The sequence below is a fragment of the Streptomyces sp. NBC_01571 genome (genome assembly GCF_026339875.1).
Taxonomy (GTDB): Bacteria; Actinomycetota; Actinomycetes; order Streptomycetales; family Streptomycetaceae; genus Streptomyces.
Genome location: NZ_JAPEPZ010000001.1, coordinates 937,578 through 960,178 on the forward strand (window position 1 = coordinate 937,578; position 22,601 = coordinate 960,178).

The following is a 22,601-nucleotide window of genomic DNA, read 5'->3' on the forward strand; positions in this document are numbered from 1 at the left end:
GGCGCGCCACCCGGCCGGACGCGGCCGAGGTGACCGCCTCACCAGGTGTGGGCGACATCGACCACCAGACGGCCGGGGAGCTGGGACACCCGGAACGGCAACCGGGCCCGCACACCGAGGCCCACTTGCGTGACCCCTTCGAAGCTGGCCCCGAACTTCGCGTCGCGGAAGGTGCGGTAGCCGGTCAGGTCGACGCCCGGAAGCGCTTGGCCGCCCCGGCCCGGGTAGGTCGCCTCGTGGGTCTCCTGGTCGTAGGCGGGAGCGGACAGCCTGATCTCGATGATCGCCCCGCCGGAGATCGGAATGCGCATGCCGGACGGGTCCTGGTAGAAGGCGTCGACGTACCGCACGGTGTACCCGATCGGCCCGGTGCCCGCCGTGGGTACGTCGAAGACCATGCGGTCGTAGCAGTCGTGATCGCCGGTCCTGATGTCGGTCAGCGATCCGACATCGGTGTCCGCGGCGGTCTTCGCGAGGCTGCCCCAGCCGGTCGGGCACACGACAGCCGTCGTGGCCGCGCCCGCCGTCGCGGGCGCGGCCACTCCCACGCCCACACCGGCCACCGTCAGGACGGCCAGCATCGCCGCATATCGTCCTGTGCGCATCGTTCCCCCTCGTGCTCCGGCTCTTGGTTTCCTGCCATGTACGACATGCCGGTCACGGGATTGGTTGTACGGGCCGCCCCGAAAGGGGTGATCCAGCGGCGCGCCGTCCGGGCCTGGCGGCAACTTCCGCGGCAGGCCTACTCGTAGCAGTTGCCGCTGCACAGCGTGGAGACGGTACCGCTCTCACCGGAAACCGCCGCACCGGCCGGGATCCTGTGCGAGTCCCACGGCACCGGCGCGGCCATGGCCGGCGTCCCAAGAGCGGCGAACGCCGCGATGGCCATGAGAGCGGTGACAAGGGCACGCTTGGGCATACGCATTCGGAACTCCTCGAACGATCTCGGCGGGTCGGCCTCCCGCGTCCGGCTGGACGCGAGACGAGTCTCACCGTGCCGACTCCGCCCTGCGCGGCTCTTCCACGAGGTTCGAAACGTTCCGAGGCTCCCGCGCCACGGCCGCGGACCGTCCCACCGTTCGGCTCTCCACGACACACCCCGCAGCAGTCACGGCCGTTGCTGCCCGGCCATCGCCCAACTCCAGTTACCTCGGGCCCCTGCCGAGAATGAGGCAGGGGCCCGAGGTGCAGAGGGCTGCGGAAGGCCGGGACCTGTCCTCGATGAGCGGCGTGCCGGCCGATATCAGCTACCGTCTGCTGCCGGCCCGACCGTCCCGCCTCACTTCAGGTGTCGGGTGAAGAACTGGGCCGCGGCGTCCCCCGCGAACTGCGGAACGCCGGTGTGCCCGCCCATGTTGGCGTGCAGGGACTTCTCCTTGGAGCCGAAGGCGTCGAAGAGGTCCAGGGCCGCCTGCCGGTCGTTCCCTTCGTCGTCCCACTGCAGCAGGACGTGCAGAGGAACGGTGACCTTCCGGGCCTCCTCGAACATGACGCGAGGCACGAGACTCCCGGCGAACAGAACGGCGGCCGAGATGCGCGGCTCGACCACCGCCAGCCGGATGCCGATGGAGATCACTCCCCCCGAGTACCCGACCGGGCCGCCGATCTCGGACAGCGCAAGGAGGGCGTCGAGCGCGGCCTGCCATTCCGGGACCGCCTTGTCGACCAGTGGGAGGACGAGGGCGTCGACGATCTCGTCGCTGACCCGATCGCCGGCCTCCATCGCCCGGCGCAGGTCGGCGCGGGCCTGCTCGACGGCGGGCCAACGGGGCCGGTCGCCGCTTCCGGGGAGCTCGATGGTGGCCGTGGCGAAACCATCCGCCGCGGAGTGCCGGGCCCGGGCCACCAGTCGGGGGTACATCCTGCGCAGCCCGAGGGGAGGGTGGCCGAGCAGGATCAGCGGCGCCGGTACGGATACGGACGCCGATGCGGGCGTCCACAGGATGCCGGGGATCTCGCCCAGGGTGAATTCGCGTTCGACGACGCCGTCGTCGAGGCGCTGTTCGGAAGTGACATGCATGGTCGTGCCTTTCGGGAGTGCACTGGAACGGCGCTCCCGGGCGACCTGCCTATCGCCCGACCGTGACCCCGGAGGGGAGCACCCATGTCGATTTTGCGTTCACGGGTACCACCTCCTCGATCTCTCGCACGGCCTCCGGAAACGTAGCAGTGGTCGCCCTCGTCCGCCCAACGGTTTTCGTCGGTTCTCGTGGACAAGGCAGGCGGTGTCGGCTTCGTGACCGTGGTGCCTCGACACCTGGGCGGCCGGCCTTTCGCCGGCCAGACCCGTGCGGCGGCGTCCGGCGTCCGGCGGCCCGGCCGTCTCGGCGGTCCCGTCGGGCCGGAGAACCCCGCCGGTCGCCCTCCCAGGGCGGCCGAAACCCGCTCGCCTGGCGGGTCTCAGAAGAGTGGCCAGTTGCGCAGGGCGGCGTCGGCCATCTCCTGGAGTTCTTCGCGGCCGACACCGGTCGCGGCCTGTACGGCGATGCCGTAGGCGAAGGTGGTGAGGTAGCGGGCCAGCAGCCCCGGATCGGTCTGCGGAGGCAGGTCGCCGTCGTCGACGGCGCGCTGGAACCGCTCCCGGACGCGGGAGTAGCCGTTGTTCCGCCAGGCGACGAGCAGGTCACGGACTTCCTGTCCGGAGTCGCTGGTGGTCAGGGCGCCCTGGACGCCCAGGCACCCATGGGGATGGGCCGGGCGGGTGGTGGTTCGAACGGTGCCGGCCAGGATCGCGGTGGCGACGCCGAGGGCGGTCGGCTCCTCCATGGCTCGCGCCAGGTATGCGCTCGGGCCCTCGGTGTAGCGCTCCAGAGCCTTGCGGAACAGCTTCTCCTTGTTGCCGAAGGCCGCGTACATGCTGGTGGTGGAGATGCCCATCGCGTTCGTCAGGCCGGCCGTGCTGGCCCCCTCGTAACCGTGCTTCCAGAAGACCAGCATGGCGCGCTCGAGAGCGTCGTCGGCGTCGAATCCTCGCGGTCGGCCGATGGGGCCGCTCTGTTTCGTCTCCACCCCCACAGCCTACCTCTTCTGCATCGATCGCTACGGAAGTGCTAACGTCGACTTCCGTAGCGATCGCTGCACAACTCGAAGGGGCTACTCCCGTGGGACTGCTTGAGGGAAAGACCGCTCTCGTCACCGGGGGCAGCGCCGGAATCGGCCTGGCCACTGCCGTCCGGCTGGCGGCCGAGGGCGCACACGTGTTCATCACCGGCCGACGCAGGGCAGAACTCGACGCGGCTGTCGAAGTGATCGGTCCAGCGGCCACCGCGGTCACCGGTGACATCGCGGACCTGGCCGACCTGGACCGGCTCTACGAGGCGATCCGCAGCCGGGGACGGGGCCTGGACGTCCTGTTCGCGAACGCCTCCGTCGCCTCGCTCGTGCCGCTGGAACAGGTCACCGAGGAGCACTTCGACACCCTCTTCGGCATCAACGTCCGCGGCATGCTGTTCACCGTCCAGAAAGCGCTGCCCCTGCTCAACGACGGCGCTTCGATCATCCTGAACGGCTCCACCAACGTGGACGTCGGCGATGAGGCGCTCGGCGTGTACGCGGCGACCAAGGCCGCCACCCGATCGTTCTCCCGGACCTGGGCCAACGAGCTCAAGACACGGGGCATCCGGGTCAACACCATCACGCCCGGCCCGACCGACACCCCCGCGCTGTCGGGACTCACCGCCGCCCCTGAGCAGTTCAAGGAGCAACTGGCGACGCGTGTGCCGTTGGGCCGGCTCGGGCGCCCGGAGGAGATCGCCGCCGCCGTGGCCTTCCTCGCTTCCGAGCAGAGCAGCTTCATCACCGGTTCGAGCCTGTACGTCGACGGCGGCCTGAACCAGATCTGAGAGGCGTAACCACCCATGACGACAATGGGGATCATCGGCGCGGGCGAGGTCGGCGGCCAGATCGCACGCGCGGCACCGGCAAACGGCTACGAGGTCGTCATCGCCAACTCACGGGGACCCGAGACCCTGGAGGACTTTGTCGCCGAACTCGGCCCGTCAGCGCGTGCCGCACCCGCCGCGGACGCCGCGGAAGCCGGCGACTTCGCGGTCGTGGCCGTACCTCTGAAACTGGTCGACGACCTGCCGGTCGAAGCACTCGCGGAGCATCGAGTGATCACCCAGAAGCCGTTGAACTCGTGACGCGGCTGTACGACCAGTTCGTTTTCGACACCGTGGACAACAGTCCGCTGAGCGAATCCTGGCGCACCGCTCCCGGTCAACCCGCCTGGACCGAGCTTGCGCATCGGACCCGCGACGAGCTGACGGTCAACCTGACGAGAGCCCGGCGCATCGGTCAGAGGTGACTTCGATCGGCGGAAGTCCTCCTCGGCGACGCCCGGCACGGCGAGGCCGTGGAGAGCGTCGCGTCCCCTCCGTATCCGGTCGCGGCCCCGATCCGGAGCCGCTCCACAGAAGGGTCGTCTTCATGTCCGACAGTGATCTGCGCGCGTTCTACCTGCGCTACCTCGAGGCGCTCAACGCCCACAAGTTCGACGGAATGGACGAGTTCATCGACGACCGGACCACCCTGAACGGTGAGCCGGCCACCCGGGACGACCTCGTCGCCGTTCAGAAACATGACGTGGACGCGGTTCCGGACCTCCACTGGGAACTCCAGGAACTGCTCTTCGACGGCGACCGTCTGGCCGCGCGTCTGGTCAACACCGGTACTCCGGTGAAGGAATGGCTCGGCGTGGCTCCCACCGGCGCTTCGTTCGAGATCACCGAGTACGCCATCTATCAGGTCCGCGACGGACGGTTCGTGCACATGACCGCCCTGCACGACGCCGGTGAACTTCTCCGGCAGCTCACCGGTTGACCTCCCGGATCAGTGCCGTCAATCCGAAGAACGGTCCGGACATCACCAACGGCCCACTCGGGCCCCATGACTCGTGAGGACACGCATGACCATCACCCTGATCACCGGTGCCAACAAGGGCATCGGCTTCGAGACGGCCAGACGGCTTCTGGCGTTGGGCCACGTCGTCTACATCGGCGCTCGTGACGTCGAGCGAGGCGAGAAGGCCGCCGCGGCGCTCGGCGCGCGATTCGTGCAACTCGACGTGACCGACGACGCGTCGGTGAACCGCGCGCTGGCGACGATCGACTCGGCCGAGGGCAGGCTCGACGTCCTGGTGAACAACGCGGGCATCCTGGGGGACGGAGTCACCGACGGTCCCACGGCGCTCCGGGCCTTCGACACCAACGCGGTGGGAGTCGTGCGGGTCACGGAGGCGGCGCTCCCCCTGTTGCGCAAGTCCTCGAACCCGACCGTGGTCACCGTTTCCAGCAGCGCCGGTTCCTTCTGGGCGGTGACCAATCCGGACCGGCCGGAGTTCAACCTGCCGTTGGCGCTCTACTCCGCGTCCAAGTCCGCGGCCACCATGCTCACGGTCCAGTACGCCAAGTCCCAGCCGGGCATCAAGTTCAACGCGGTCGAGCCGGGCACCACCGCGACCGACCTGACCGCGGCGTTCGGAATCGGAAGGACGCCGGAGGAGAGTGCCGCGGTCGTCGTGCGGCTCGCGACGCTCGACGCGGACGGTCCGACCGGAACGTTCCAGGACGAGAACGGGGACGTGCCCTGGTAGCCGTGGGGGAACCGGTCGGGGGGCAGCACGCCTGGGCCGCACCCCGACCGCTCGCACAGCCGCTGTAGCACCCTATCAACGCTATGTAAAAATATCATAACAGTGATAAATTGGACAGATGCAAGAAAGGGCCGTACGTACCCGGCAGCGGGTTCTGCGCGCCGCCGCGGAGCTCCTGAGCTCTCAGGGACGTGCGGGCATTTCGACGCGCGCCGTGAGCGCGGCGGCCGGCGTGCAGCCGCCGACCCTGTACCGGCTGTTCGGAGACAAGGACGGACTGCTCGACGCACTCGCGGCGTACGGATTCCAGCAGTATCTGCGCGAGAAGCAGGCCCTCGAAGAGACCGACGACCCCGTGGCCGATCTGCGCCGGTCCTGGGACCTGCACGTCGAGTTCGGTCTCTCCCAGCCGGGTTTCTACGTACTGATGTACGGCGAGGGCCGTTATCGCGGCGGCATACCGGGCGGACTCGAGACCATCGCGATCCTCCGCCGGATTCTTGCCCGGGTGGCCGCGGCCGGCCGGCTCCGCATGAGTGTGGAGCGGGCCACGCAGCTCGTCCATGCGATGGGCCTGGGTGTCGTGCTGTCACTCATCGCGACACCCCCCTCCGAGCGGGACCAGTACCTGCCGGCGACGGCCCGTGAACACGCACTGCGAATGATCACGACCGCGAGCACCGTCGAGGAGCAGAGCGTGGACCTGGCGAGCCGAGCCGCGACCCTGCGTGAGGCGTTGTCCCGGGCCGACACCACCACGATGACACCGTCCGAGCGCGCACTCCTGGCGGATTGGCTCGACCGCCTCGCCGACGGGAGTCCCGCCGCCCGATCGACACCCTGAAGGAGGGACGGCGCCGATGGCCAGAGCTGGGGACACGATGCCTGACGCCGGGCAAGGAGCCGGGCACATGGTCGGCACGGCCATGGCGGCGGTGGACGCACACGGAGTGGTGGTCGCGTGGGGCCGGGAGGCCGAGCGGCTCAGCGGCCTTTCGGCCGCTGACGCGATCGGACGATGGGTCGGGCGGCTTCTGGTGAACCCGGGGGTGATCCTGAGGGCGCCCGCCTTCACGGATCGGAGCCGCCGGGGCGACGGTTGGTCAGGGATCGCCGGGCTCCGCCGCCGCGACGGCAACCCGCTGGATGTGTACCTGCGGGTCTGCCCCCTCACGGAGCGGGACGGAGAAGTGCGATGGCTGGTCACCGCTACCGAGATGACGGCTGTTCCCTCGTGGCCGATGAACGGGGCCGGGGTGCATGCGCTTCTCACCGGGGCGCCGATCGGCATCGCCGTGCGCGACACCGACCTGCGCTGCACCTGGGTCAACGACGCGCTGGCACTCCAGGACGGCATCCCCCGCGAGAAAAGGCTCGGGCGCCGGCTGACGGAGGTGCTGCCGGGATCCGAGGCCGAGTCGGTCGAGACGGTGATGCGGCTGGTCCTGCGGAGCGGGGAGCCGCAGGTCGATCACGAATACCGCGCGTGGATGCCGACGAAACCACAGCAGGAACACTCGTTCTCGACCTCGTTCTTCCGTCTCGACGACGCCGACGGGCGCACCCTGGGGGTGTGCGCCATGAGCGTCGATGTGACGGACCGGCAGCGGGCCCGCGAGCGCCTGGCCGTGCTCAGCGAGGCCAGCACCCGGGTCGGCACCACGTTGGAGGTGATGAGGACCGGGCAGGAACTCGCCGACCTGGCCGTGGCCCGTATCGCGGACTACGCCAGCGTGGACCTGGCGGAGTCCGTCGCGCTGGGCGAGGACTCCCTGGCCCGGCTCGGTTCGACGAACGGTCACGTGCCCGCCTTCCGCCGAGCGGGGGTGGCATCGATTCACGAGGTCGTCCCGGAGTCGCTCTGGTCGCGCGGCGAGACCGTGTCCGTACCGGCCCCTTCCCCCTTCACGGAGGTCCTGGCCTCGGGCGAATCACATCTCGAACCGGAGCTGAACGCCTCCCGGGGCACCTGGCTCGACCGGGACCGGAGACGGTCGGACAATATTCGCAGGTACGCGATGCACTCGCTGATCATCGTGCCGATCCACGCGCGCGGTGCGGTGCTGGGCGTGGCGGTCTTCGTCCGCATGGGCGACTCCTTGCCCTTCGAGGCGGACGACCTGCGGTTGGCCGAGGAACTCGTCGCTCGTGCCGCCTTGTCCCTGGACAACGCCCGCCGCTATCTGCGCGAGCGTGCCGCGGCCCTCGCCCTCCAGCGCAACCTGCTGCCAGGACGGCTCGTCGGCGGGGTGGCCGTGGAAGTGGCATCCCGCTACGTGCCCGCCGACACACAGCATGGCGTGGGCGGCGACTGGTTCGACGTCATCCCGCTGTCCGGCGCCCGGGTGGCCCTGGTCGTGGGCGACGTGGTCGGCCACGGCATCAACGCCGCGGCGACCATGGGCCGGCTCCGGGCCGCGGTGCACACGCTCGCCAACATGGACCTGTGCCCGGACGAGTTGCTGGCACACCTCGACGACACCATCTCGCGCCTCGACGTGGAGGACGGCCGCAGCCCGGGACGCGACAGCGCGGAAGCCGGCGCGACCTGCCTGTACGCCGTTTACGACCCGGCCACCCGGCACTGCACGATGGCCCGGGCGGGCCACCCGCCGCCCGTGGTGATCTCGCCGGAGGGCCGGGTCTCGATCCCCGACCTTCCGGCCGGTCTGCCGCTCGGTGTGGGGCCGGCCTCCTTCGAGGCAGTGGACCTGGAACTGCCCGAGGGCTGTGTGATCGCCTTCTACACCGACGGACTCGTAGAGACCCGGGACCAGGACATCGACGCCGGGATACGTCGGCTGGGCAACGCCCTGGCACGACCGGACCGCCCTCTGGACGAGCTCTGCACGGCCGCGTTCGACACCCTGCCGGCCAGAGCGCTGGAGGACGACGCCACTCTGCTCCTGGCGCGGACGCGTTCGCTCATGCCGTCGCAGATCGCCACCTGGGACCTGCCGAACGATCCGATCGTCGTCGCGCACGCCCGCACCCTGGCCACGGCCCAGTTGACCGGATGGGGACTGGAGGGCCTGGCCGCCACCACCGAACTCATCGTCAGTGAGCTGGTCACGAACGCCGTACGACACGGTGCCGGCTCCATCACCCTTCGCCTCATCCGCCACGAGATGCTGGTCTGCGAGGTGACCGACACCAGTGACTCCGTCCCACGTCTGCGCCATGCCCGTCCGACGGACGAGGGCGGGCGCGGCCTCTTCCTCGTCGCACAACTGTCCAGTCGACGAGGCACCCGCCACTCCTCCGTCGGCAAGACCGTCTGGGCCGAGCAGGAAATCAACATCCCCGGGCCTTTGCGGACGCCGAGGACGTAGCCGCAGGTGTCCGCGTCGAGCAGCACCCCGTCCCCGCCCTCGGTCCGCGGGAGCGGGGGCTGGGGCGGGGGCCGGCGCGTCATGCGTAGGTGCGCAGTTCGGGCCACGTCTCGCCCCAGGGGCGGCGGGGACCGGAACAGACGTAGACGTGCCCGCCCCATTCGATGTTGTGCACCCCGTCGGGGTTGGAGAGCGTGGCGGCCACGCGGACGTGCCGGAAGTACCGGCTCAGATGGGCGGCGTACTCGGGGGCGTGCTCGGGGCCGGGGACGACGGCCACCACGGTCGTGGCGTGCGGGTTGCCGGGGCCCCACCACCAGTCGGTGTTGTGGGCGCTCACGGCGGTGGGCAGCCCGGTACCGCGGCCGAGTTCGTCGATGGCGCCGGCTTCACCGTAGTCCGCGGCGAAGATCACCGCGTTCGCGCGCTGCCCGGGCGGGAGCCCGGTCCACACCTGCCGTACGGTGCCGACCAGTTGGGGCCAGCCCAGGGATTCCCCCGAATTCGTGCTGACGTCGTACGTCCAGGCCGCGTCGGCGGGCGGCAGCACCGGCAGCACGATCACGGCGAGCAGCGCGGTCGAGGCGGCGGTTCCGATCAGCAGGCCGCGCGGCCGGTCCGGCCGGGAGTGCAGCCACCCGTCGAGTCCCACCGCCCCGGCCGCCAGCAGGCAGACGTACAGGCCGCCCAGGTAGTACACCTGCGCTCCGGTCGTCACGGCGAACAGCACGAACAGCACGGCGTACACGGTCACCAGGCACCGCCACAGCGGCCGTCCGGACCGCCACAGGAACCGCAAGCCCGCCAGCCACAGCACCGTCATCGCCAGACAGGACATGCCGAGCTGCCCCACGACCCAGGTGGGGATGTTCCCCGGGCCTCCGTTCTCCCCGTTCAGTGCCCGTGTCATCGCGAACATGACCCAGCCGTGCCGCGCCTGCCACCACAGGTCGGGCAGCACGAGCAGCACGGCTGTCGCGGTGCCCACGAGCAGTCGGCGGTCGGCCGCGGTCCGGCGGGCCGGGCCGAGCACCACGGCAGCCAGCAGGACGGTCCCAAAGATCGCCGCGAGGTGGTTGAACTCCGCGCCGATGCCGACCAGTACTCCCGCGACGAGCCACCACCGCGTGTCGCCGGTGCGGCCGATCCGTACGACCACGAGCGCGATCGCCGCCCACGCCAGCACTTCGTACGACGTGGTGTTGGCGATGTGCGCGCCGCCCAGCAGCACGGGCATGGTGCCGGTCGCCACCGCCGCGAGCAACTGGGCCCGCCGCGCGCCACCGAACTCCCGCGCGGTCATCCCGCCCACGACCACCGTGCCCGCGGCGGCCAGCGCGGGCCACAGCCGCAGGCCCACCTCCGAGACCCCGAACAGCGACAGCGACACGCGTGCCAGCAGCGGCGCCAGCGCCGGCTGGTCGACGTAGCTCGCCTGGAGGTGCCGGGCGCAGTCGAGGAAGTACAGCTCGTCGATGTGAAAGCCGTAGCGCGGGGACAGCCCCACCAGCACGGCCAGGACCACCCCCGCGACGGCGAACACCCGCCGGTCCAGCGGTGCGATCCGCCCGCCGGCCTCCCGGGCCTCGTCCGCCCGCCGCCCCACATCCGCCGTGTCCGCCGCGTCCGGCGCGTTCGCCATTCCCGCCACCCCGCTTCCCAGCCCCTCGGTCGCGTCTTCCCCGCGGCCGGGGCGGCCCCGCGCACAGGCTCCCGGGCCGCTCGTACCTTACGCAGCCGGTCCGTTCGCGGCGAGGGGACACCTACGGGCTCTGCCGCTCCGTCGGTGCCGCACGACTGCGAACCGGGACGGCGGCCTCATGGACGGGGGCGGCGGTCAGCGGGGCGTCGTCGGGTGCCGCTGCGACGAAGACGGCCGAACCGGTCCTGGCGTCGAGGCGGTTCTGCCGGGTGCGGGCTCCGCGCCGGAACGAGCCGGCCGACCGGAACGGCGGGCAGGCGAAGGGACAGGAAGAGGGCGACCCGGGCGGCCACCAGCGCGGGCGACGGACACAGCACAAATGGTTGCGTTACGTTAGCAGATAAGCACTCAACGTGACTTTCCGCTGAAACGGGGCCCTTGTGAACGAGCTGATCAAGTACCTGCAGGACAACATGCTCATCGACTTCCGGGGCGAGATCACCCTGGACACCGTGTGCGGTTTCCTCCGCGGGGACGACGGGAGGGAAGCCCAGGACCTCCTCAGAAAGGTGGACGAACAGGAAGGAGTCCACGAAATGCTGGTCACCCTGGCCGACAACCTGAAGGAGCACCTCGAGGGAGGTGTCAACGCGGGAGTGCTCAGGGAGCAGCTGGCGCACTACTCGGAGACGTAACCCCGGTGTCACTCCTGGTCTCACCGGGCAGGACGTCCGGCGAGACCAGGGGGACGCCCGGCCGGTTCACGCCCAGGGCCCGTCCGCCGCGCACGGATGGCGGGGGGGGCACCCGGCTCCGCTCCGGCCCGACGGCCCCGAGTGGCGCCGGCCGGGGAAGGGGCCGGCCGATCGAGGGTCCGGCGCCCGGTGCGGCCGAAGGCCTCTTCCTGGCGCGCGCTCAGACACTCCCCCTTCCACCCCGCTCCCCCGCCCCGCCCACGCCGCCGGCCTGGAGCTGGTGGCGCAGGGCCGCCCACCCCGCGGACGGACTGCCCGCGCAGAGCGACCAGTACGGGTGATGCAGCAGCCGGGCGTGGAGCCGGACCAGGTCGCGCCGCAGCCGCGCACCCTGCCCAGGAGACGCGCCGGCCAGCGCCCGGTAGGTACGGACATAGGCCAGGTGGAGGTCGATCAGGTCGGGAGGGAACGAGTCACGCGTCATGTTTACCATTAGAGCACTTGTTCGATTTTCGGCGCACGTGACACCCCTGTGACCCAGCCCCGCACCACGCCCGGCCTGTGGCGCGGGGACGCAGGCATGCTCCAAGCCCACGTGCCGAAAAAACTCCTGTCTTCCGGCTCGCACACCTCTGCGATCATCCCTGAATGGCGCACCGTCTCGAATCGCTGGTCATCCGGCGCATCCGCCGCCTTCCGTCCCCCAGGGGCTCCGCCGGGGAAGGAGCCACCGCCGCACGGCAGTACCCGGCGCCACCTCGGCGACAGCGGGCGGCCGACCGAACGGTGGTGCGGCCGGCCGTGGTCCCGTCAGCCGGCCGGGGGACGGCCACGGGACGGCGGCGGGCAGGCACCGGTGCTCAGGTGGTGGCCGGCTCCACGTCCGGCGCCGGTCCGGTCAGGTACTCCTCCGAGATCTCCTTCGGCCCGAAGGGCCAGACCTTCTCCAGCCGTGCCCAGACCACGAAGGCGACGCAGCCGAGGACGAGCCAGGCCAGGGACCATTCGATGGGGTGGCGGCCCGGGGAGTTCTTGTCCGCGTAGCCGTAGATGGTGAGCCAGCCGATCAGCGCGATGAGACTCGGGAGCGGGTAGAGCCACATCCTGTACGGGCGCCGCAGCGCCGGTTGGCGTCGGCGCAGCACCGAGAGGGCGACGATCTGGGCCAGCGCCTGGACGATCACCATGACCGTGGTGAGGAGCTGGATCAGGGTCGCCAGGTCGGTGTGGCGGCCGATGAGGAAGCCGATGGCGGTGATGACGCCCATGGTGGCCAGGCCCAGCGTCGGGAAGCGGTGCCTGGGGTGCAGTTTCGCGTACGGGCGGAAGAAGACGCGCTCGCGGGCGGCGTCGTACGGGACGCGTGAGCCGCCCAGCAGTCCGGTGAAGACCGAGGCGAAGGCGGTGATGAGGATGAGGACGGTGACCGTGTCGGCGGCGCCCTTGCCCCAGGTCTCCTCCAGGACGGCCGAGGCCACGGAGGTGGAGGCGATGTCGCCGGGATCGGTCATCCGGTGCCAGTCGACGACACCGAGTGTGCCGATCTGGAGCAGGAGGTAGATCGCCATGATGCCGAGGATGGAGAAGATGATCGAACGGGGCAGGGTGCGGCCCGGGTCCTTGATCTCGGCGCCCATGTACGCGGTGGTGTTGTAGCCGAGGTAGTCGTAGATGCCGATGGTCAGACCCGCGGCGAAACCGACCCAGAAGTGACTGCTGGTCAGCTCGAAGGCGTGCGCCGGATAGGTGAAGGCCAGATGAGCGCTGAAGTCGGTGGCCGCGGCGACGATCACCAGGAGCACCGAAGCGATCATGACGGCCCACATGACGGCCGTGATGCGCGCGATGTGCTCGACACCGCGCCACAGGAGCACGACGACCAGGACGATCACACCGAGGCCGATCAGGTCGCCGGTGGTCCTACCCATGTCGGGTGCCAGATATCCCAGGTACTGGACGAAACCGACCACGCCGGTGGACATGATCAGCGGGATGAAGAGCATGGCCGTCCAGACGAACAGGAACGGCATCAGACGTCCGGAGCGGTACTGGAAGGCCTGGCGGAGATACACGTAACTGCCGCCGGAACCGGGCATGGAAGCGCCGAGTTCGGCCCAGATCAGGCCGTCCGCGAGGGCCAGTACCGCACCCGCGACGAAGCCCATGATCGCCTGTGGGCCGCCGAACGCGGCGACCATCAGCGGGATCGTCACGAACGGACCGATCCCGCACATCTGGCTCATGTTGATGGCGGTGGCCTGGAACAGGCCGACGCGGCGGACGAAACCGCCGGTGGGTGGCGGACTGCCGGACATGGGGCCTCCTGTGATCGGGACGAGGGGAGAGAGGGACGGCGTACGGGAACGGCCCGGATGGCGGCCGACGGATCAGGGGCGGCGGGTGACCGGCCGGCGCTGGGCTCCCCTCGTGGCTCGCCCGGCGAGGCTGACTGGGCGATAAAGTTAAGGAGCCTTACTAGATGCGTCAAGGGGATGTCATGAATGCGTGAGAATGGAGCGATGCCCGCCCGCGACGCCAACGAGCAGCCCGAACAGCCCTGGAACCGCCGCCGGCTGCGCAGCACCAACGAGCGGCTGCTCCTCGACCGGTTGCGCGCGGACGGTCCCGCGTCACGAGCCCAACTCGCCCGCGAGACAGGGCTGTCGAAGCCGACGGTCTCCAGCGCGCTCGCCGCGCTGGAGGACGCCGGGCTCGTCCACGAGGTCGGCACGCACGCTCCGGAACGCGGCCGGGTGGCGGTCCTTTACGCTCCGGACCCCGCGGCCGGCCACGCGCTCGGCATCGACATCGGCCGCGGCTGGCTGCGGGTGGCGGTCGCGGATCTGGACGGTGCGGTGGTCGCCCGCGCCGATGTACGCAACCGGGCGCGCAGTTCGGGGGCGATGGCCGACCTGGTGGTCGCCACCGCCCGCCAGGTCGTCGCCAACTCCGGCCTCGGCACCGACGAGGTGGCCCACGCGGTGGTGGGCACACCGGGCGTGTACGACGAGCAGCAGCGCCGGGTGCGGTACGCGATGCATCTTCCGGGCTGGGGCCGGGCGGGTCTGTTCGACCGGATGCGCGAGATGCTGGGCATCCCGCTGGAGGTGCACAACGACGCCAATCTCGCGGCGCTCGGTGAGTACACGTACGGCGTCGGCGCGGGCAGCCGGCTCTTCGCGTACATCATGATCGGCACCGGCCTCGGCATGGGTGTGGTCAGCGAGGGGCGGCTGTTCACCGGGGCGCACGGCGGGGCCGGGGAGATCGGCTTCCTGCCGTGGCCGGGGCAGCAGAAGCCGGAGACGCTGGAGGACGCGGTGTCGGGCGTGGCCGTCGTCGAGGCGGCGCGGCACTTCGGCATGACCGGACAACTCACCGCGAAGGCCGTCTTCGACGCGGCGCGCGAGGGCCACCCCGCCGCCGTGCGGGCCGTCCGGCTGGAGGGCGAGCGGATCGCGCACACGGTCGCGGCAGCGGCGGCGGTGCTCGATCCCGATCTCGTGGTGCTGGGCGGTGGGGTGGGCCACAGCATCGACCTGCTGCTGCGGCCCGTGCGCGAGACCCTGCGCACGCTCACACCGCTGCGCCCGAAGATCGTGCCCAGTCGGCTGGGCGAGGACGCGGTGCTGCTCGGCGCGGTGGCCACCGCGCTGGGGACCGCCCGGGACGTGGTGTTCGACCGGCGGTCGGCCTCCTGAGAGCGTGCCCGCGGCCACCGGTGATTGACACCCACCGACTCCGCGACCTAGCTTGTGGACCCAGTTAGTAAAGTTTCCTAACTTGCAGTGCCGTAGCGCGGATGATCCCCAACCCCCAAAGGAGACCACCGTGTTGGACCGCTCTGCCGCACGTCGGCGCCTGGCCGGCGCCGCCGTCGCCCTGAGCCTTCTCGGCTCCCTCTCGACGAGCGCGTGGGCCGGTCCCCGGGACGCCGGACCGGCCGCCACCGCGCCCGCCCGTGCCACGCCGGTGCCGTCCGTGGCGGGCAGCGCCACCGCGCTCTCCGGCTACGCGATCCAGTCGACGGCCGAGGTCAGGGACTCGGCGGCCGACGTCTCCAGCCCTGGCTATGCGGCCGCCGGCTGGTATCCGGCGGGCTCTCGGTCCACGGTCCTCGCGGCCCTGCTCGCGGACGGCGTGTACGCGGATCCGTTCTACTCGACCAACCAACAGCGGATCCCCGAGGCCGACTTCACCGTGCCCTGGTGGTACCGCTCGGACTTCACGGTCGGTGACACCGCCGAGCGCAGTTATCTGGACTTCAGCGGGGTGGTCTCGGCCGCCGACGTCTACGTGAACGGCAAGCGCGTCGCGGCCGCCACGGAGGTGGCGGGCGCCTACACCCACCACGAACTCGACATCACCTCGCTGGTACGGGCGGGCACGAACACGGTCGCGTTCCGCGTCCGGCCCAACCAGCCCGACCAGAACCTCACGATGGGCTGGATCGACTGGATCCAGCCACCGCCCGACGAGAACATGGGCATCGTGTGCGACGTCCTCGTACGTCGCGGGGGCCCGGTCGCGCTCCGCGACGCGCACGTCGTGAGCAGGCTCGCCGTCCCCTCGCTCGCCTCCGCGGACCTGACCGTGAAGGCGCGGGTGCGCAACGACTCGGACACCGCGGTCACCACGACTGTCTCCGGCGCCATCGGCTCCACGGCGACCTTCAGCAGAGCCGTCCCGCTGCGTGCGCACGAGACGAAATCCGTGACGTTCACCCCCGCGGACATCCCCGGGCTGCACCTGGACGCACCGAAGGTGTGGTGGCCCGCGGGCATGGGCGGACAGCCGCTGTACGGCCTCGAGTTGACCGCAACCGTCGCCGGTACCGTCTCCGACACCGCGCACGAGGACTTCGGCATCCGCGACGTGAAGGCCCCGCTCGACGCCGACGGCGCACGGCGGTACAGCGTCAACGGACGCGAGCTGCTGATCAAGGGCGGCGGCTGGTCCCCCGACGAGTTCCTGCGCTGGGACCGGACGTACGTGGCGGACCGGCTGAGGTACGCCCTCGACCTGGGCCTCAACACCATCCGCCTCGAAGGACACCTCGAACCGGACGAGTTCTTCGACCTCGCCGACCGGTACGGCATCCTCACGCTGCCCGGCTGGGAGTGCTGCGACAAGTGGGAGGGGAACGTCAACGGCAGTGAGTCCGGCGACCCGTGGACCGCCGCCGACCACCCGGTCGCCAAGGCCTCGATGGCCGCGGAGGCCGCCCGGCTGCGCGACCACCCGAGCGTCGTCTCGTTCCTCATCGGCAGCGACTTCGCACCGGACGCCACGATCGAGAAGGACTACCTCGACGCCTTGAGGGCCGCCGACTGGGCGACCCCCGTGGTCGCGGCCGCCTCCGACAACTCCTCGCCCGTCAGCGGCCGTTCGGGCATGAAGATGACCGGCCCCTACGACTGGGTCCCGCCGGACTACTGGTACGCCAAGCGCGAGGGCGGCGCCACCGGCTTCAACTCCGAGACCAGCGCGGGCCCCGACATCCCCACCCTCGACACTCTGCGCCGCATGATGTCCCCCGCCGAGCTCGACACCCTCTGGAAGAACCCCGGGGCCCCGCAGTACCACCGCTCGCCGTCGGCGACCTTCGGCACCCTCAAGATCTACGACGCCGCCCTGGCCGGCCGCTACGGCCCGCCGACGGGCCTCGCGGACTACGTGCGCAAGGCGCAGCTCGCCCAGTACGAGAACGTGCGTGCCCAGTTCGAGGCCTACGGACGCAACGCCGCCGACTCCTCGAAGCCCTCGACCGGAGTCGTCTACTGGATGTTCAACAGCGGATGGACCTCGCTGCACTGGCAGTTGCTGGACCGCTACCTCGACCAGGGCGGTGCCTACTTCGGCGCGAAGAAGGCGAACGAACCGCTGCACGTCCAGTACTCCTACGACGACCGCTCGGTCGTCGTCGTGAACAACCGGCACACGGCCGCCTCCGGACTCACCGCACGGGTCACGCTCTTCAACACCGACGGCACCCGGAAGTACGACCGGACGGCGACCGGAGTGAAGGTGGACGGGGACGGCGCGCACAGCACCGCGCTCACCGTGCCGGCCTCGGTCGGCGGACTGTCGACGACGTATCTCGCACGGCTGGACCTCACCGACTCCCGGGGCAGGACGGTCAGCCGCAACGTGTACTGGCTCTCGACCCGGGCCGACACCCTCGACTGGGCCGGCACGGACTGGTACCACACGCCGACGACGAGCTACGCCGACCTCAAGGGGCTCGGCTCCATGGCGCGGGTGCCGGTCTCGGCGACGGCTTCGACCACCGCCGGACCCGGCGGCACCTCCACGACGAGGGTCACGGTCCGCGGCCCCGGGACCGGGAAGACGCCGTCGCTGCTCACCGACGCGCATCTGGTGGACTCGAAGGGCCGGCCGGTGCTGCCGGTCCAGTGGTCCGACAACGAGGTCAGCCTGTGGCCCGGCGAGTCGGCGACACTGACCGCGACCTACCGGACCGCGGACCTGCACGGCTCCGCCCCCAGGATCCGGATCTCGGGGTGGAACACACCGGAGACGACCGTTCCGGCGGCTTAGTGATCGTCTCCGGAAACCCTTCGGGGGCTGACGTGAGGTCGGTCCGTGCGCGGGGGCGGATCGCAGGTTCGGTCCGGTGAGGTGGCGGCACCGGACCGGACCGCCGCACGCCCCCAGCGCCGTCACCCCTCCGCGGGCGGGACGCCGACCAGTTTCGTCAGGAAGCGGTCCACCTGTTCCTCCAGCGGAGGCCAGGGCATCCCGGGCTGGTTGACGCGCAGCGAGACCGCGCCGTGGACGGCCGTGCGCAGATCGAGGGAGACGGTCTCCGCGTCGCCGCGCGGCGCCAGCCCGGCGTCCATGCAGCGGCGGATCGCCGCGGTCGTGCGCTCGGCCATCTCCTCCTTGAAGGACATGTCGGTGCGCCGGTTGAGCGTGCTCTCGTGCAGCACCTTGTACAGCCCCGGGTGCTCACGGGACCACGCGCCGAGCAGCGCCGTGCGGGCGCGCAACGCGGCCACCGGGTCGGCGGCGTCCGACTCCGCGTCGTCCACCGCGCTCAGCAGGCCCGCATGACAGTGCTCCAGCGCGGCCAGCACCAGCGCGTCGCGGTCGGCGAAGTGGATATAGACGGAGGTCGCGGCGATGCCCACCTCGCGGGCGACCGCGCGCAGCGACAGCGCCTGGTCGTCGCCGAGTTCGTCCAGCAGTCGCAGCCCCGCGTCGACGATCTCGGCGCGCAGCCGCTCGCCCTGGCCGCGCGGGTTGCGGCCACGCCGCGCGGGGCGGGCGGTCTCTCGGGCCGGCGTGGTGGCGTCCATGATCCGGCATTGTAAGGGGCGGGCTGTAGAGCTACAGTCGTAGCCCTACAGCCGTTCACTCAAGGGGAGTCACATGACGCTGCCGACCCGGACCACGGTCGAGGAACTGGACCCGGTGTTCGCCGCAATGGCTTCGGCCACCTTCCGACTCGCCGGGGCGGGAGCGGAGCTGACACCACGTGAGCGGGCCCTGCTCAGCGTCGTCGCCGACGTCTGCGAACAGGTCCTCGGGATGCCGTACGAATTGCACGTGCGGGCCGCCCTGGACAACGGTCTCGACGCCGACGACCTGCGCGAGCTGCTCCGCTTCATCTCGTACGACAGCGGCTACCCCGCGGCACTGGCCGCTCTGGAGCGGCTGGCCGAGATCGAGCGCGACCACGGCCTGCCCGGCCCGACCGGCCAGAGCCACCAGGTGAACGCGGACGGCACCGGCAGCCCCCTCCCCGCGGCGATGCGCGCCGAGGTGCGCGCCCTCGATCCGGGCTTCGCCGACTACATGGACCTGCAGTCGCGGATGCGTGCCGGCATGTCCCGGATCAGCGTCCGCGAGCGGGCGTTCGCCACGATGACGGTGGACGTCCTCTACCAGACCCTCCGGGAGAGCTTCCGCGCCCACGTCGGCCGCGCGCTGGGCGCGGGGGCGACGCCCGACGACATCCGCGCCGCCGTCCGTGCCACCGCGCCGTTCGGGATGACCCGGACCTGGCGCGCCCTGAACGTCCTCGACGCGCTGCTGACCGAGCGGAAGGAACGGGAGGGGAAGCAGACGGCCGAGGCCGCCTGACCGATCTCCGGCTGCACCCCGCCCACGACGCGGGCCGCGGGGCCGAGCCGGCGGGGTGCGGGCCGCGGGCGCGGTCCGGGGCGACGTGGGCGGGCCGGCGGGGCCACCGCAGCGCGGCAGACCGTGCAACCGTCGGCGACGGGTCGCGCATGCGACTGGAGCACCCGCCGGGCAGGCATGTCCCGCCAACCGGCCGCCCGACCTGGCGGACACACCCTGGAACCGGCGAAGGGGCGGGACCGTACCCGGGCCCGCCCCTTCGCTCACCCGGCTCGTGGTCAGCTGACGTTGAGCGCCGTGTCGTCGAGGACGAACGACGTCTGCAGCATGGAGCCCTCGGTGCCGGTGAACTTGACCGTGATCGTCTGCCCCGCGTAGGCGGACAGGTTGAAACTGCGCAGCGTGTACCCGGACGCGGCGTTCAGGTTCGAGTACGTGGCGAGCGTCGACAGGACCGTGCCACCACTGTTCAGTACCTGGGCCTTGAGGGTGTCGTACGCGGTGGTGGTGGTCGTCTCGGCCGTGTCCACGTGGAGATAGAAGTTCAGCGTGGCCGCGCAGCCGGACGGAACGGTGACCGTCTGGGCGAGCGTGTCGGTGCGGGCCGTGCCGTACCCGTCCATCCAGGCCTTGTACGAGCCGGTGCGGGCGGCCTCGCTGCTGCTGTTGGTGATCACACCGCTGGTGGCGGTCCAGGAGCTGCTGCCGGACTCGAAGCCCGGGTTGGCGAGCAGTTGGGCGGCGGTGCAGGTGCCACCGCCTCCGCCACCACCGCCGCCGCCGGCGCCCGCGAGCCACTCGGTGGCGTTCAGGGCGAGGGCGGCGTTCGTGGCACCGGTGTCGTTCCATCCGTCGTACAGCGTGTTGCCGGACTGGCCGGTGCCGTCGTCGATCGGCGAACTGTCGCCCCAGAAGGCGACCTTGCCGCTGCCGAAGGTGCTGGTGGCGAAGAACGCGCCGGTGTTGCCGGAGTAACCGCTGCGGTAGACCAGTCCCTTGACGGCGGAGTTGTCGGACGGCTTGAGGGTGGCCGTGGTGCCGTCGGCGATCAGGCTCTTCGTGACGGTGCCGAACGAACCGTGCAGGACCGGGTTGGTGCTGTCGCTGATGGCCGCCGGGTATCCGGAGCTGACGTCGAGCGTGTCGATCGAGAAGCCGAACGGGTCCGTGGAGTCGACGCTGTTGTTGGTCATCAGGTCGTTGAAGATCTCGACCGCGTCGTAGCCGTCGTTGTTCCGGTCGGCGCCGGTGTGGTCGGAGACCATGAAGAGCCCGCCGCCGTTCTTCACGAACGTCATGATCGCGGTCTTCTCGGCGGTGGTGAAGAGCGTGTTGGGCTCCGGAAGCACCAGTTCGTCGAAGTTCGACAGGTCGTTCGCGGCCGAACCGCCGTAGGTGAGGCTGGAGCCCGAGGGCAGGGTCCTGAGGCTGTAGTCGCCGGTCTTCTGCAGGGCGACGCCCCAGGAGGAGAGGGCCCCGGTCCAGTCGGTCTCGGACGACGGAGACGAGTCCTGGCCCAACGGGTCGGGCTGACTGGTGGAGATGACCCAGTCGGCGTTGCCCGCCGTCTCGGCATGACCGTTGTCGAACAGGACGCGGTGCTGGGTGGCCGCGGCGGCCGGCGCGGACGCCTGGACGGCCGCACCCGTGACGACGAGTCCGAACACGGCCAGCGCCGAGGCGAGTCTGTGGCGGGACTTTCTGAATCCAAGCATCCGGCGAACCTCCATGGGGGTGGGGAGAGGCGGAGCGGGCGCCCAAGTCTCCGCGCGTAGAACGGTGATCAGCCGTCTTCCGCGCGACAGATTATTGAACGGTACATGGCAATGTCGCGACTGGACAGGAGTCCGCCGGACCCGATCGAGGACGCCCGGCAAGCCGAACGGACTGTCTCCGCCCCCAGCGGGAACACCCCTAGATGCACGGGTCCAGAATTGAAGGGGCGGACATGGAGATCTCAGGCATCATCAGTGCCATCGTCATCGGCATCATCATCGGCATACTGGGTCGGCTCGTCGTCCCGGGACGCCAGCACATCGGCATCCTGTGGACGATCGTCGTCGGCATCGTCGCCGCGTTCATCGGCGCCGGGATCGCCTCCGCGTTCGGCGTGGCCGACACCAAGGGCCCGGACTGGATCGAGTGGTTCATACAGATCGCCGTCGCGGCGGTGGGCGTCGCGGCGCTCGACCGGGTGAAGGTCCGCCGCTGACGCGCCGGGCGGCCACCCGCCCGCGCGCTGCCCCGGTTCCGTGGGCCGATCAATTCCCTTGCGGCGCCCGGAGCGTGGCACATAGGTTCTGCGGACTTCACCCCGCGCCGCAGACGCCACGGAGAGACCTTGTCCCTGCTCATCACGCCGCTGTCCGACCCCGAGCCCGCACCGTCGAGTCGGCGTCTGGCCTGGCTGGCCGCCGACTCGACGGGCGTGCCCGTGGGCTCCGCGTTTCTGCGGATTTTCACCAAGGAGGGGCAGGAGCACCTCGCCGAGCTGGAGGTGGCGGTCCACCCGGCCGAACGGCGTCGGGGGGTGGGCGACCGCCTCCTGGACGCGGCCGTCTCGGCGGCGCGAGCCGAGGGGCGGCGCTCGCTCGTCGCACAGGCCGCGCACGGCTCACCCGGCGACCTGTTCCTGGCGGCCCGCGGCTTCCGCCGGGTGCTGGCACTGACGTACGCACGGCTGCCGCTCGCCGGCATGGACCTCGTACGGATCGACGGAATCGCCGAACGGCCGCATCCGGGGTACGCGTTGACGCGCTGGGACGGCACGGTGCCGCCCCACCTGGCACGGACCTATGCCGACTCGCGTCGGGCCATGGACGACATGCCGATGGAGGAGACGGACTACGGAACCGTCGTCTGGGACGTGGCGAGGGTCGTCGCGGCTGCCGAAGCCGTCGCGAAACGCGGGGAGTTGCTCCACACGGTCGCCGCGGTGGACCGTGCGGACGGTTCGATCGTCGGCTTCAGCGAGCTCGTCGTGCCCGGCGACGGCCGGGGTGACGCCCAGCACTACGGCACCGGGGTGGTGCCCGAGCACCGGGGCCACGGGCTGGGACTCTGGATGAAGGCCGAGTCGATCCGCACCGCCCGCCGACGGCACCCGGGGCTCGAGGGCCTGCTCACCGACACCGCCGACAGCAACGCGCCGATGCGCGGCATCAACGACGCGCTCGGCTATCGGCCGACGCACCGGGCGGTGGAGTACCAGCTCGACCTGTGACGGCGGG

22 protein-coding genes are annotated in these 22,601 nt (G+C 70.7%); 13 read left to right on the plus strand and 9 right to left on the minus strand.

What is annotated here, in order from left to right:
* Window positions 1–38: 38 nt before the first annotated feature.
* The 4 genes from OHB41_RS04325 to OHB41_RS04340 all read right to left on the minus strand — a co-directional run bounded on the left by OHB41_RS04325 (window position 39) and on the right by OHB41_RS04340 (window position 3,009).
* Window positions 39–605: an AMIN-like domain-containing (lipo)protein gene (locus OHB41_RS04325; protein ID WP_266696614.1), complete on the minus strand. Its 567-nt coding sequence runs from the start codon at window positions 603–605 to the stop codon at window positions 39–41.
* A 137-nt stretch (window positions 606–742) separates the two neighbouring features.
* Window positions 743–925 carry a hypothetical protein gene (locus OHB41_RS04330; RefSeq protein ID WP_266696615.1) on the minus strand — a complete coding sequence of 61 codons (183 nt, stop codon included), beginning with the start codon at window positions 923–925 and terminating at the stop codon, window positions 743–745.
* 354 nt (window positions 926–1,279) lie between these two features.
* Entirely contained in the window at window positions 1,280–2,020 is a 741-nt protein-coding gene (locus OHB41_RS04335; RefSeq protein ID WP_266696616.1) for a dienelactone hydrolase family protein, read from the minus strand.
* A 380-nt stretch (window positions 2,021–2,400) separates the two neighbouring features.
* Window positions 2,401–3,009 (minus strand): TetR/AcrR family transcriptional regulator, encoded by a 609-nt coding sequence (locus OHB41_RS04340; protein WP_266696617.1) that lies wholly within the window; start codon window positions 3,007–3,009, stop codon window positions 2,401–2,403.
* 92 nt (window positions 3,010–3,101) lie between these two features.
* On the opposite strand from OHB41_RS04340, the gene OHB41_RS04345 reads away from it, so the two are divergent.
* The 7 genes from OHB41_RS04345 (at window position 3,102) to OHB41_RS04375 (ending at window position 8,925) form a co-directional block, all read left to right on the plus strand.
* Window positions 3,102–3,842, plus strand: a complete 741-nt coding sequence (locus OHB41_RS04345) for an SDR family NAD(P)-dependent oxidoreductase (RefSeq protein ID WP_266696618.1) — start codon at window positions 3,102–3,104, stop codon at window positions 3,840–3,842.
* A 15-nt stretch (window positions 3,843–3,857) separates the two neighbouring features.
* The gene (locus OHB41_RS04350) at window positions 3,858–4,142 is read left to right on the plus strand and encodes an NAD(P)-binding domain-containing protein (RefSeq protein ID WP_266696619.1); all 285 of its coding nucleotides are present in this window, start codon (window positions 3,858–3,860) and stop codon (window positions 4,140–4,142) included.
* A complete protein-coding gene (locus OHB41_RS04355; RefSeq protein ID WP_266696620.1) occupies window positions 4,139–4,306 on the plus strand; it encodes a hypothetical protein in 168 nt (55 codons plus the stop codon). Before OHB41_RS04350 ends, OHB41_RS04355 begins: the two co-directional genes overlap by 4 nt.
* Before the next feature lie 122 nt (window positions 4,307–4,428).
* Window positions 4,429–4,821, plus strand: a complete 393-nt coding sequence (locus tag OHB41_RS04360; protein ID WP_266696621.1) for an ester cyclase — start codon at window positions 4,429–4,431, stop codon at window positions 4,819–4,821.
* Window positions 4,822–4,906: 85 nt separating this feature from the next.
* Window positions 4,907–5,593, plus strand: coding sequence for an SDR family NAD(P)-dependent oxidoreductase (locus OHB41_RS04365; RefSeq protein WP_266696622.1), 687 nt, complete (start codon window positions 4,907–4,909; stop codon window positions 5,591–5,593).
* A gap of 118 nt (window positions 5,594–5,711) precedes the next feature.
* Complete coding sequence (locus OHB41_RS04370) at window positions 5,712–6,437, plus strand: TetR/AcrR family transcriptional regulator (protein ID WP_266696623.1); 726 nt, start codon at window positions 5,712–5,714, stop codon at window positions 6,435–6,437.
* A gap of 67 nt (window positions 6,438–6,504) precedes the next feature.
* On the plus strand, window positions 6,505–8,925 hold the full coding sequence (locus OHB41_RS04375; protein WP_266696624.1) for a SpoIIE family protein phosphatase: 2,421 nt from the start codon (window positions 6,505–6,507) through the stop codon (window positions 8,923–8,925).
* Between the two features lie 79 nt (window positions 8,926–9,004).
* Here the strand turns inward: OHB41_RS04375 and OHB41_RS04380 are convergent, their stop codons facing one another.
* A complete protein-coding gene (locus OHB41_RS04380; RefSeq protein WP_266696625.1) occupies window positions 9,005–10,567 on the minus strand; it encodes an ArnT family glycosyltransferase in 1,563 nt (520 codons plus the stop codon).
* 440 nt (window positions 10,568–11,007) lie between these two features.
* Here OHB41_RS04380 and OHB41_RS04385 point away from each other — a divergent pair, with 440 nt between their 5' ends.
* Window positions 11,008–11,262: a hypothetical protein gene (locus OHB41_RS04385; protein ID WP_266696626.1), complete on the plus strand. Its 255-nt coding sequence runs from the start codon at window positions 11,008–11,010 to the stop codon at window positions 11,260–11,262.
* Between the two features lie 220 nt (window positions 11,263–11,482).
* Here the strand turns inward: OHB41_RS04385 and OHB41_RS04390 are convergent, their stop codons facing one another.
* Window positions 11,483–11,746: a DUF8825 domain-containing protein gene (locus OHB41_RS04390; protein ID WP_266696627.1), complete on the minus strand. Its 264-nt coding sequence runs from the start codon at window positions 11,744–11,746 to the stop codon at window positions 11,483–11,485.
* Between the two features lie 376 nt (window positions 11,747–12,122).
* Window positions 12,123–13,577, minus strand: a complete 1,455-nt coding sequence (locus OHB41_RS04395; RefSeq protein ID WP_266696628.1) for an APC family permease — start codon at window positions 13,575–13,577, stop codon at window positions 12,123–12,125.
* Between the two features lie 204 nt (window positions 13,578–13,781).
* On the opposite strand from OHB41_RS04395, the gene OHB41_RS04400 reads away from it, so the two are divergent.
* Together OHB41_RS04400 and OHB41_RS04405 are read left to right on the plus strand one after the other, a co-directional pair.
* Window positions 13,782–14,963 (plus strand): ROK family transcriptional regulator, encoded by a 1,182-nt coding sequence (locus tag OHB41_RS04400; protein WP_451289312.1) that lies wholly within the window; start codon window positions 13,782–13,784, stop codon window positions 14,961–14,963.
* Between the two features lie 130 nt (window positions 14,964–15,093).
* On the plus strand, window positions 15,094–17,823 hold the full coding sequence (locus tag OHB41_RS04405; RefSeq protein ID WP_266696630.1) for a glycoside hydrolase family 2 protein: 2,730 nt from the start codon (window positions 15,094–15,096) through the stop codon (window positions 17,821–17,823).
* Window positions 17,824–17,945: 122 nt separating this feature from the next.
* Here the strand turns inward: OHB41_RS04405 and OHB41_RS04410 are convergent, their stop codons facing one another.
* Window positions 17,946–18,584 carry a TetR/AcrR family transcriptional regulator gene (locus OHB41_RS04410; RefSeq protein ID WP_266696631.1) on the minus strand — a complete coding sequence of 213 codons (639 nt, stop codon included), beginning with the start codon at window positions 18,582–18,584 and terminating at the stop codon, window positions 17,946–17,948.
* 73 nt (window positions 18,585–18,657) lie between these two features.
* Here OHB41_RS04410 and OHB41_RS04415 point away from each other — a divergent pair, with 73 nt between their 5' ends.
* Window positions 18,658–19,371, plus strand: a complete 714-nt coding sequence (locus tag OHB41_RS04415) for a carboxymuconolactone decarboxylase family protein (protein WP_266696632.1) — start codon at window positions 18,658–18,660, stop codon at window positions 19,369–19,371.
* A gap of 278 nt (window positions 19,372–19,649) precedes the next feature.
* Here the strand turns inward: OHB41_RS04415 and OHB41_RS04420 are convergent, their stop codons facing one another.
* Window positions 19,650–21,086: a hydrolase gene (locus tag OHB41_RS04420; RefSeq protein ID WP_266696633.1), complete on the minus strand. Its 1,437-nt coding sequence runs from the start codon at window positions 21,084–21,086 to the stop codon at window positions 19,650–19,652.
* 233 nt (window positions 21,087–21,319) lie between these two features.
* Here OHB41_RS04420 and OHB41_RS04425 point away from each other — a divergent pair, with 233 nt between their 5' ends.
* Together OHB41_RS04425 and OHB41_RS04430 are read left to right on the plus strand one after the other, a co-directional pair.
* Window positions 21,320–21,583, plus strand: a complete 264-nt coding sequence (locus tag OHB41_RS04425) for a GlsB/YeaQ/YmgE family stress response membrane protein (RefSeq protein WP_266696634.1) — start codon at window positions 21,320–21,322, stop codon at window positions 21,581–21,583.
* Between the two features lie 129 nt (window positions 21,584–21,712).
* On the plus strand, window positions 21,713–22,594 hold the full coding sequence (locus OHB41_RS04430) for a GNAT family N-acetyltransferase (RefSeq protein ID WP_266696635.1): 882 nt from the start codon (window positions 21,713–21,715) through the stop codon (window positions 22,592–22,594).
* Window positions 22,595–22,601: the final 7 nt, after the last annotated feature.

Coding starts and splice junctions, on each gene's coding strand:
- OHB41_RS04330 (WP_266696615.1), bottom strand. CDS start 925: ATGCGTATGCCCAAGCGTGCCCTTGTCACCGCTCTCATGGCCATCGCG.
- OHB41_RS04370 (WP_266696623.1), top strand. CDS start 5,712: ATGCAAGAAAGGGCCGTACGTACCCGGCAGCGGGTTCTGCGCGCCGCC.
- OHB41_RS04335 (WP_266696616.1), bottom strand. CDS start 2,020: ATGCATGTCACTTCCGAACAGCGCCTCGACGACGGCGTCGTCGAACGC.
- OHB41_RS04380 (WP_266696625.1), bottom strand. CDS start 10,567: ATGGCGAACGCGCCGGACGCGGCGGACACGGCGGATGTGGGGCGGCGG.
- OHB41_RS04360 (WP_266696621.1), top strand. CDS start 4,429: ATGTCCGACAGTGATCTGCGCGCGTTCTACCTGCGCTACCTCGAGGCG.
- OHB41_RS04395 (WP_266696628.1), bottom strand. CDS start 13,577: ATGTCCGGCAGTCCGCCACCCACCGGCGGTTTCGTCCGCCGCGTCGGC.
- OHB41_RS04375 (WP_266696624.1), top strand. CDS start 6,505: ATGGTCGGCACGGCCATGGCGGCGGTGGACGCACACGGAGTGGTGGTC.
- OHB41_RS04415 (WP_266696632.1), top strand. CDS start 18,658: ATGACGCTGCCGACCCGGACCACGGTCGAGGAACTGGACCCGGTGTTC.
- OHB41_RS04425 (WP_266696634.1), top strand. CDS start 21,320: ATGGAGATCTCAGGCATCATCAGTGCCATCGTCATCGGCATCATCATC.
- OHB41_RS04410 (WP_266696631.1), bottom strand. CDS start 18,584: ATGGACGCCACCACGCCGGCCCGAGAGACCGCCCGCCCCGCGCGGCGT.
- OHB41_RS04390 (WP_266696627.1), bottom strand. CDS start 11,746: ATGACGCGTGACTCGTTCCCTCCCGACCTGATCGACCTCCACCTGGCC.
- OHB41_RS04420 (WP_266696633.1), bottom strand. CDS start 21,086: ATGCTTGGATTCAGAAAGTCCCGCCACAGACTCGCCTCGGCGCTGGCC.
- OHB41_RS04325 (WP_266696614.1), bottom strand. CDS start 605: ATGCGCACAGGACGATATGCGGCGATGCTGGCCGTCCTGACGGTGGCC.
- OHB41_RS04400 (WP_451289312.1), top strand. CDS start 13,782: ATGCCCGCCCGCGACGCCAACGAGCAGCCCGAACAGCCCTGGAACCGC.
- OHB41_RS04365 (WP_266696622.1), top strand. CDS start 4,907: ATGACCATCACCCTGATCACCGGTGCCAACAAGGGCATCGGCTTCGAG.
- OHB41_RS04350 (WP_266696619.1), top strand. CDS start 3,858: ATGACGACAATGGGGATCATCGGCGCGGGCGAGGTCGGCGGCCAGATC.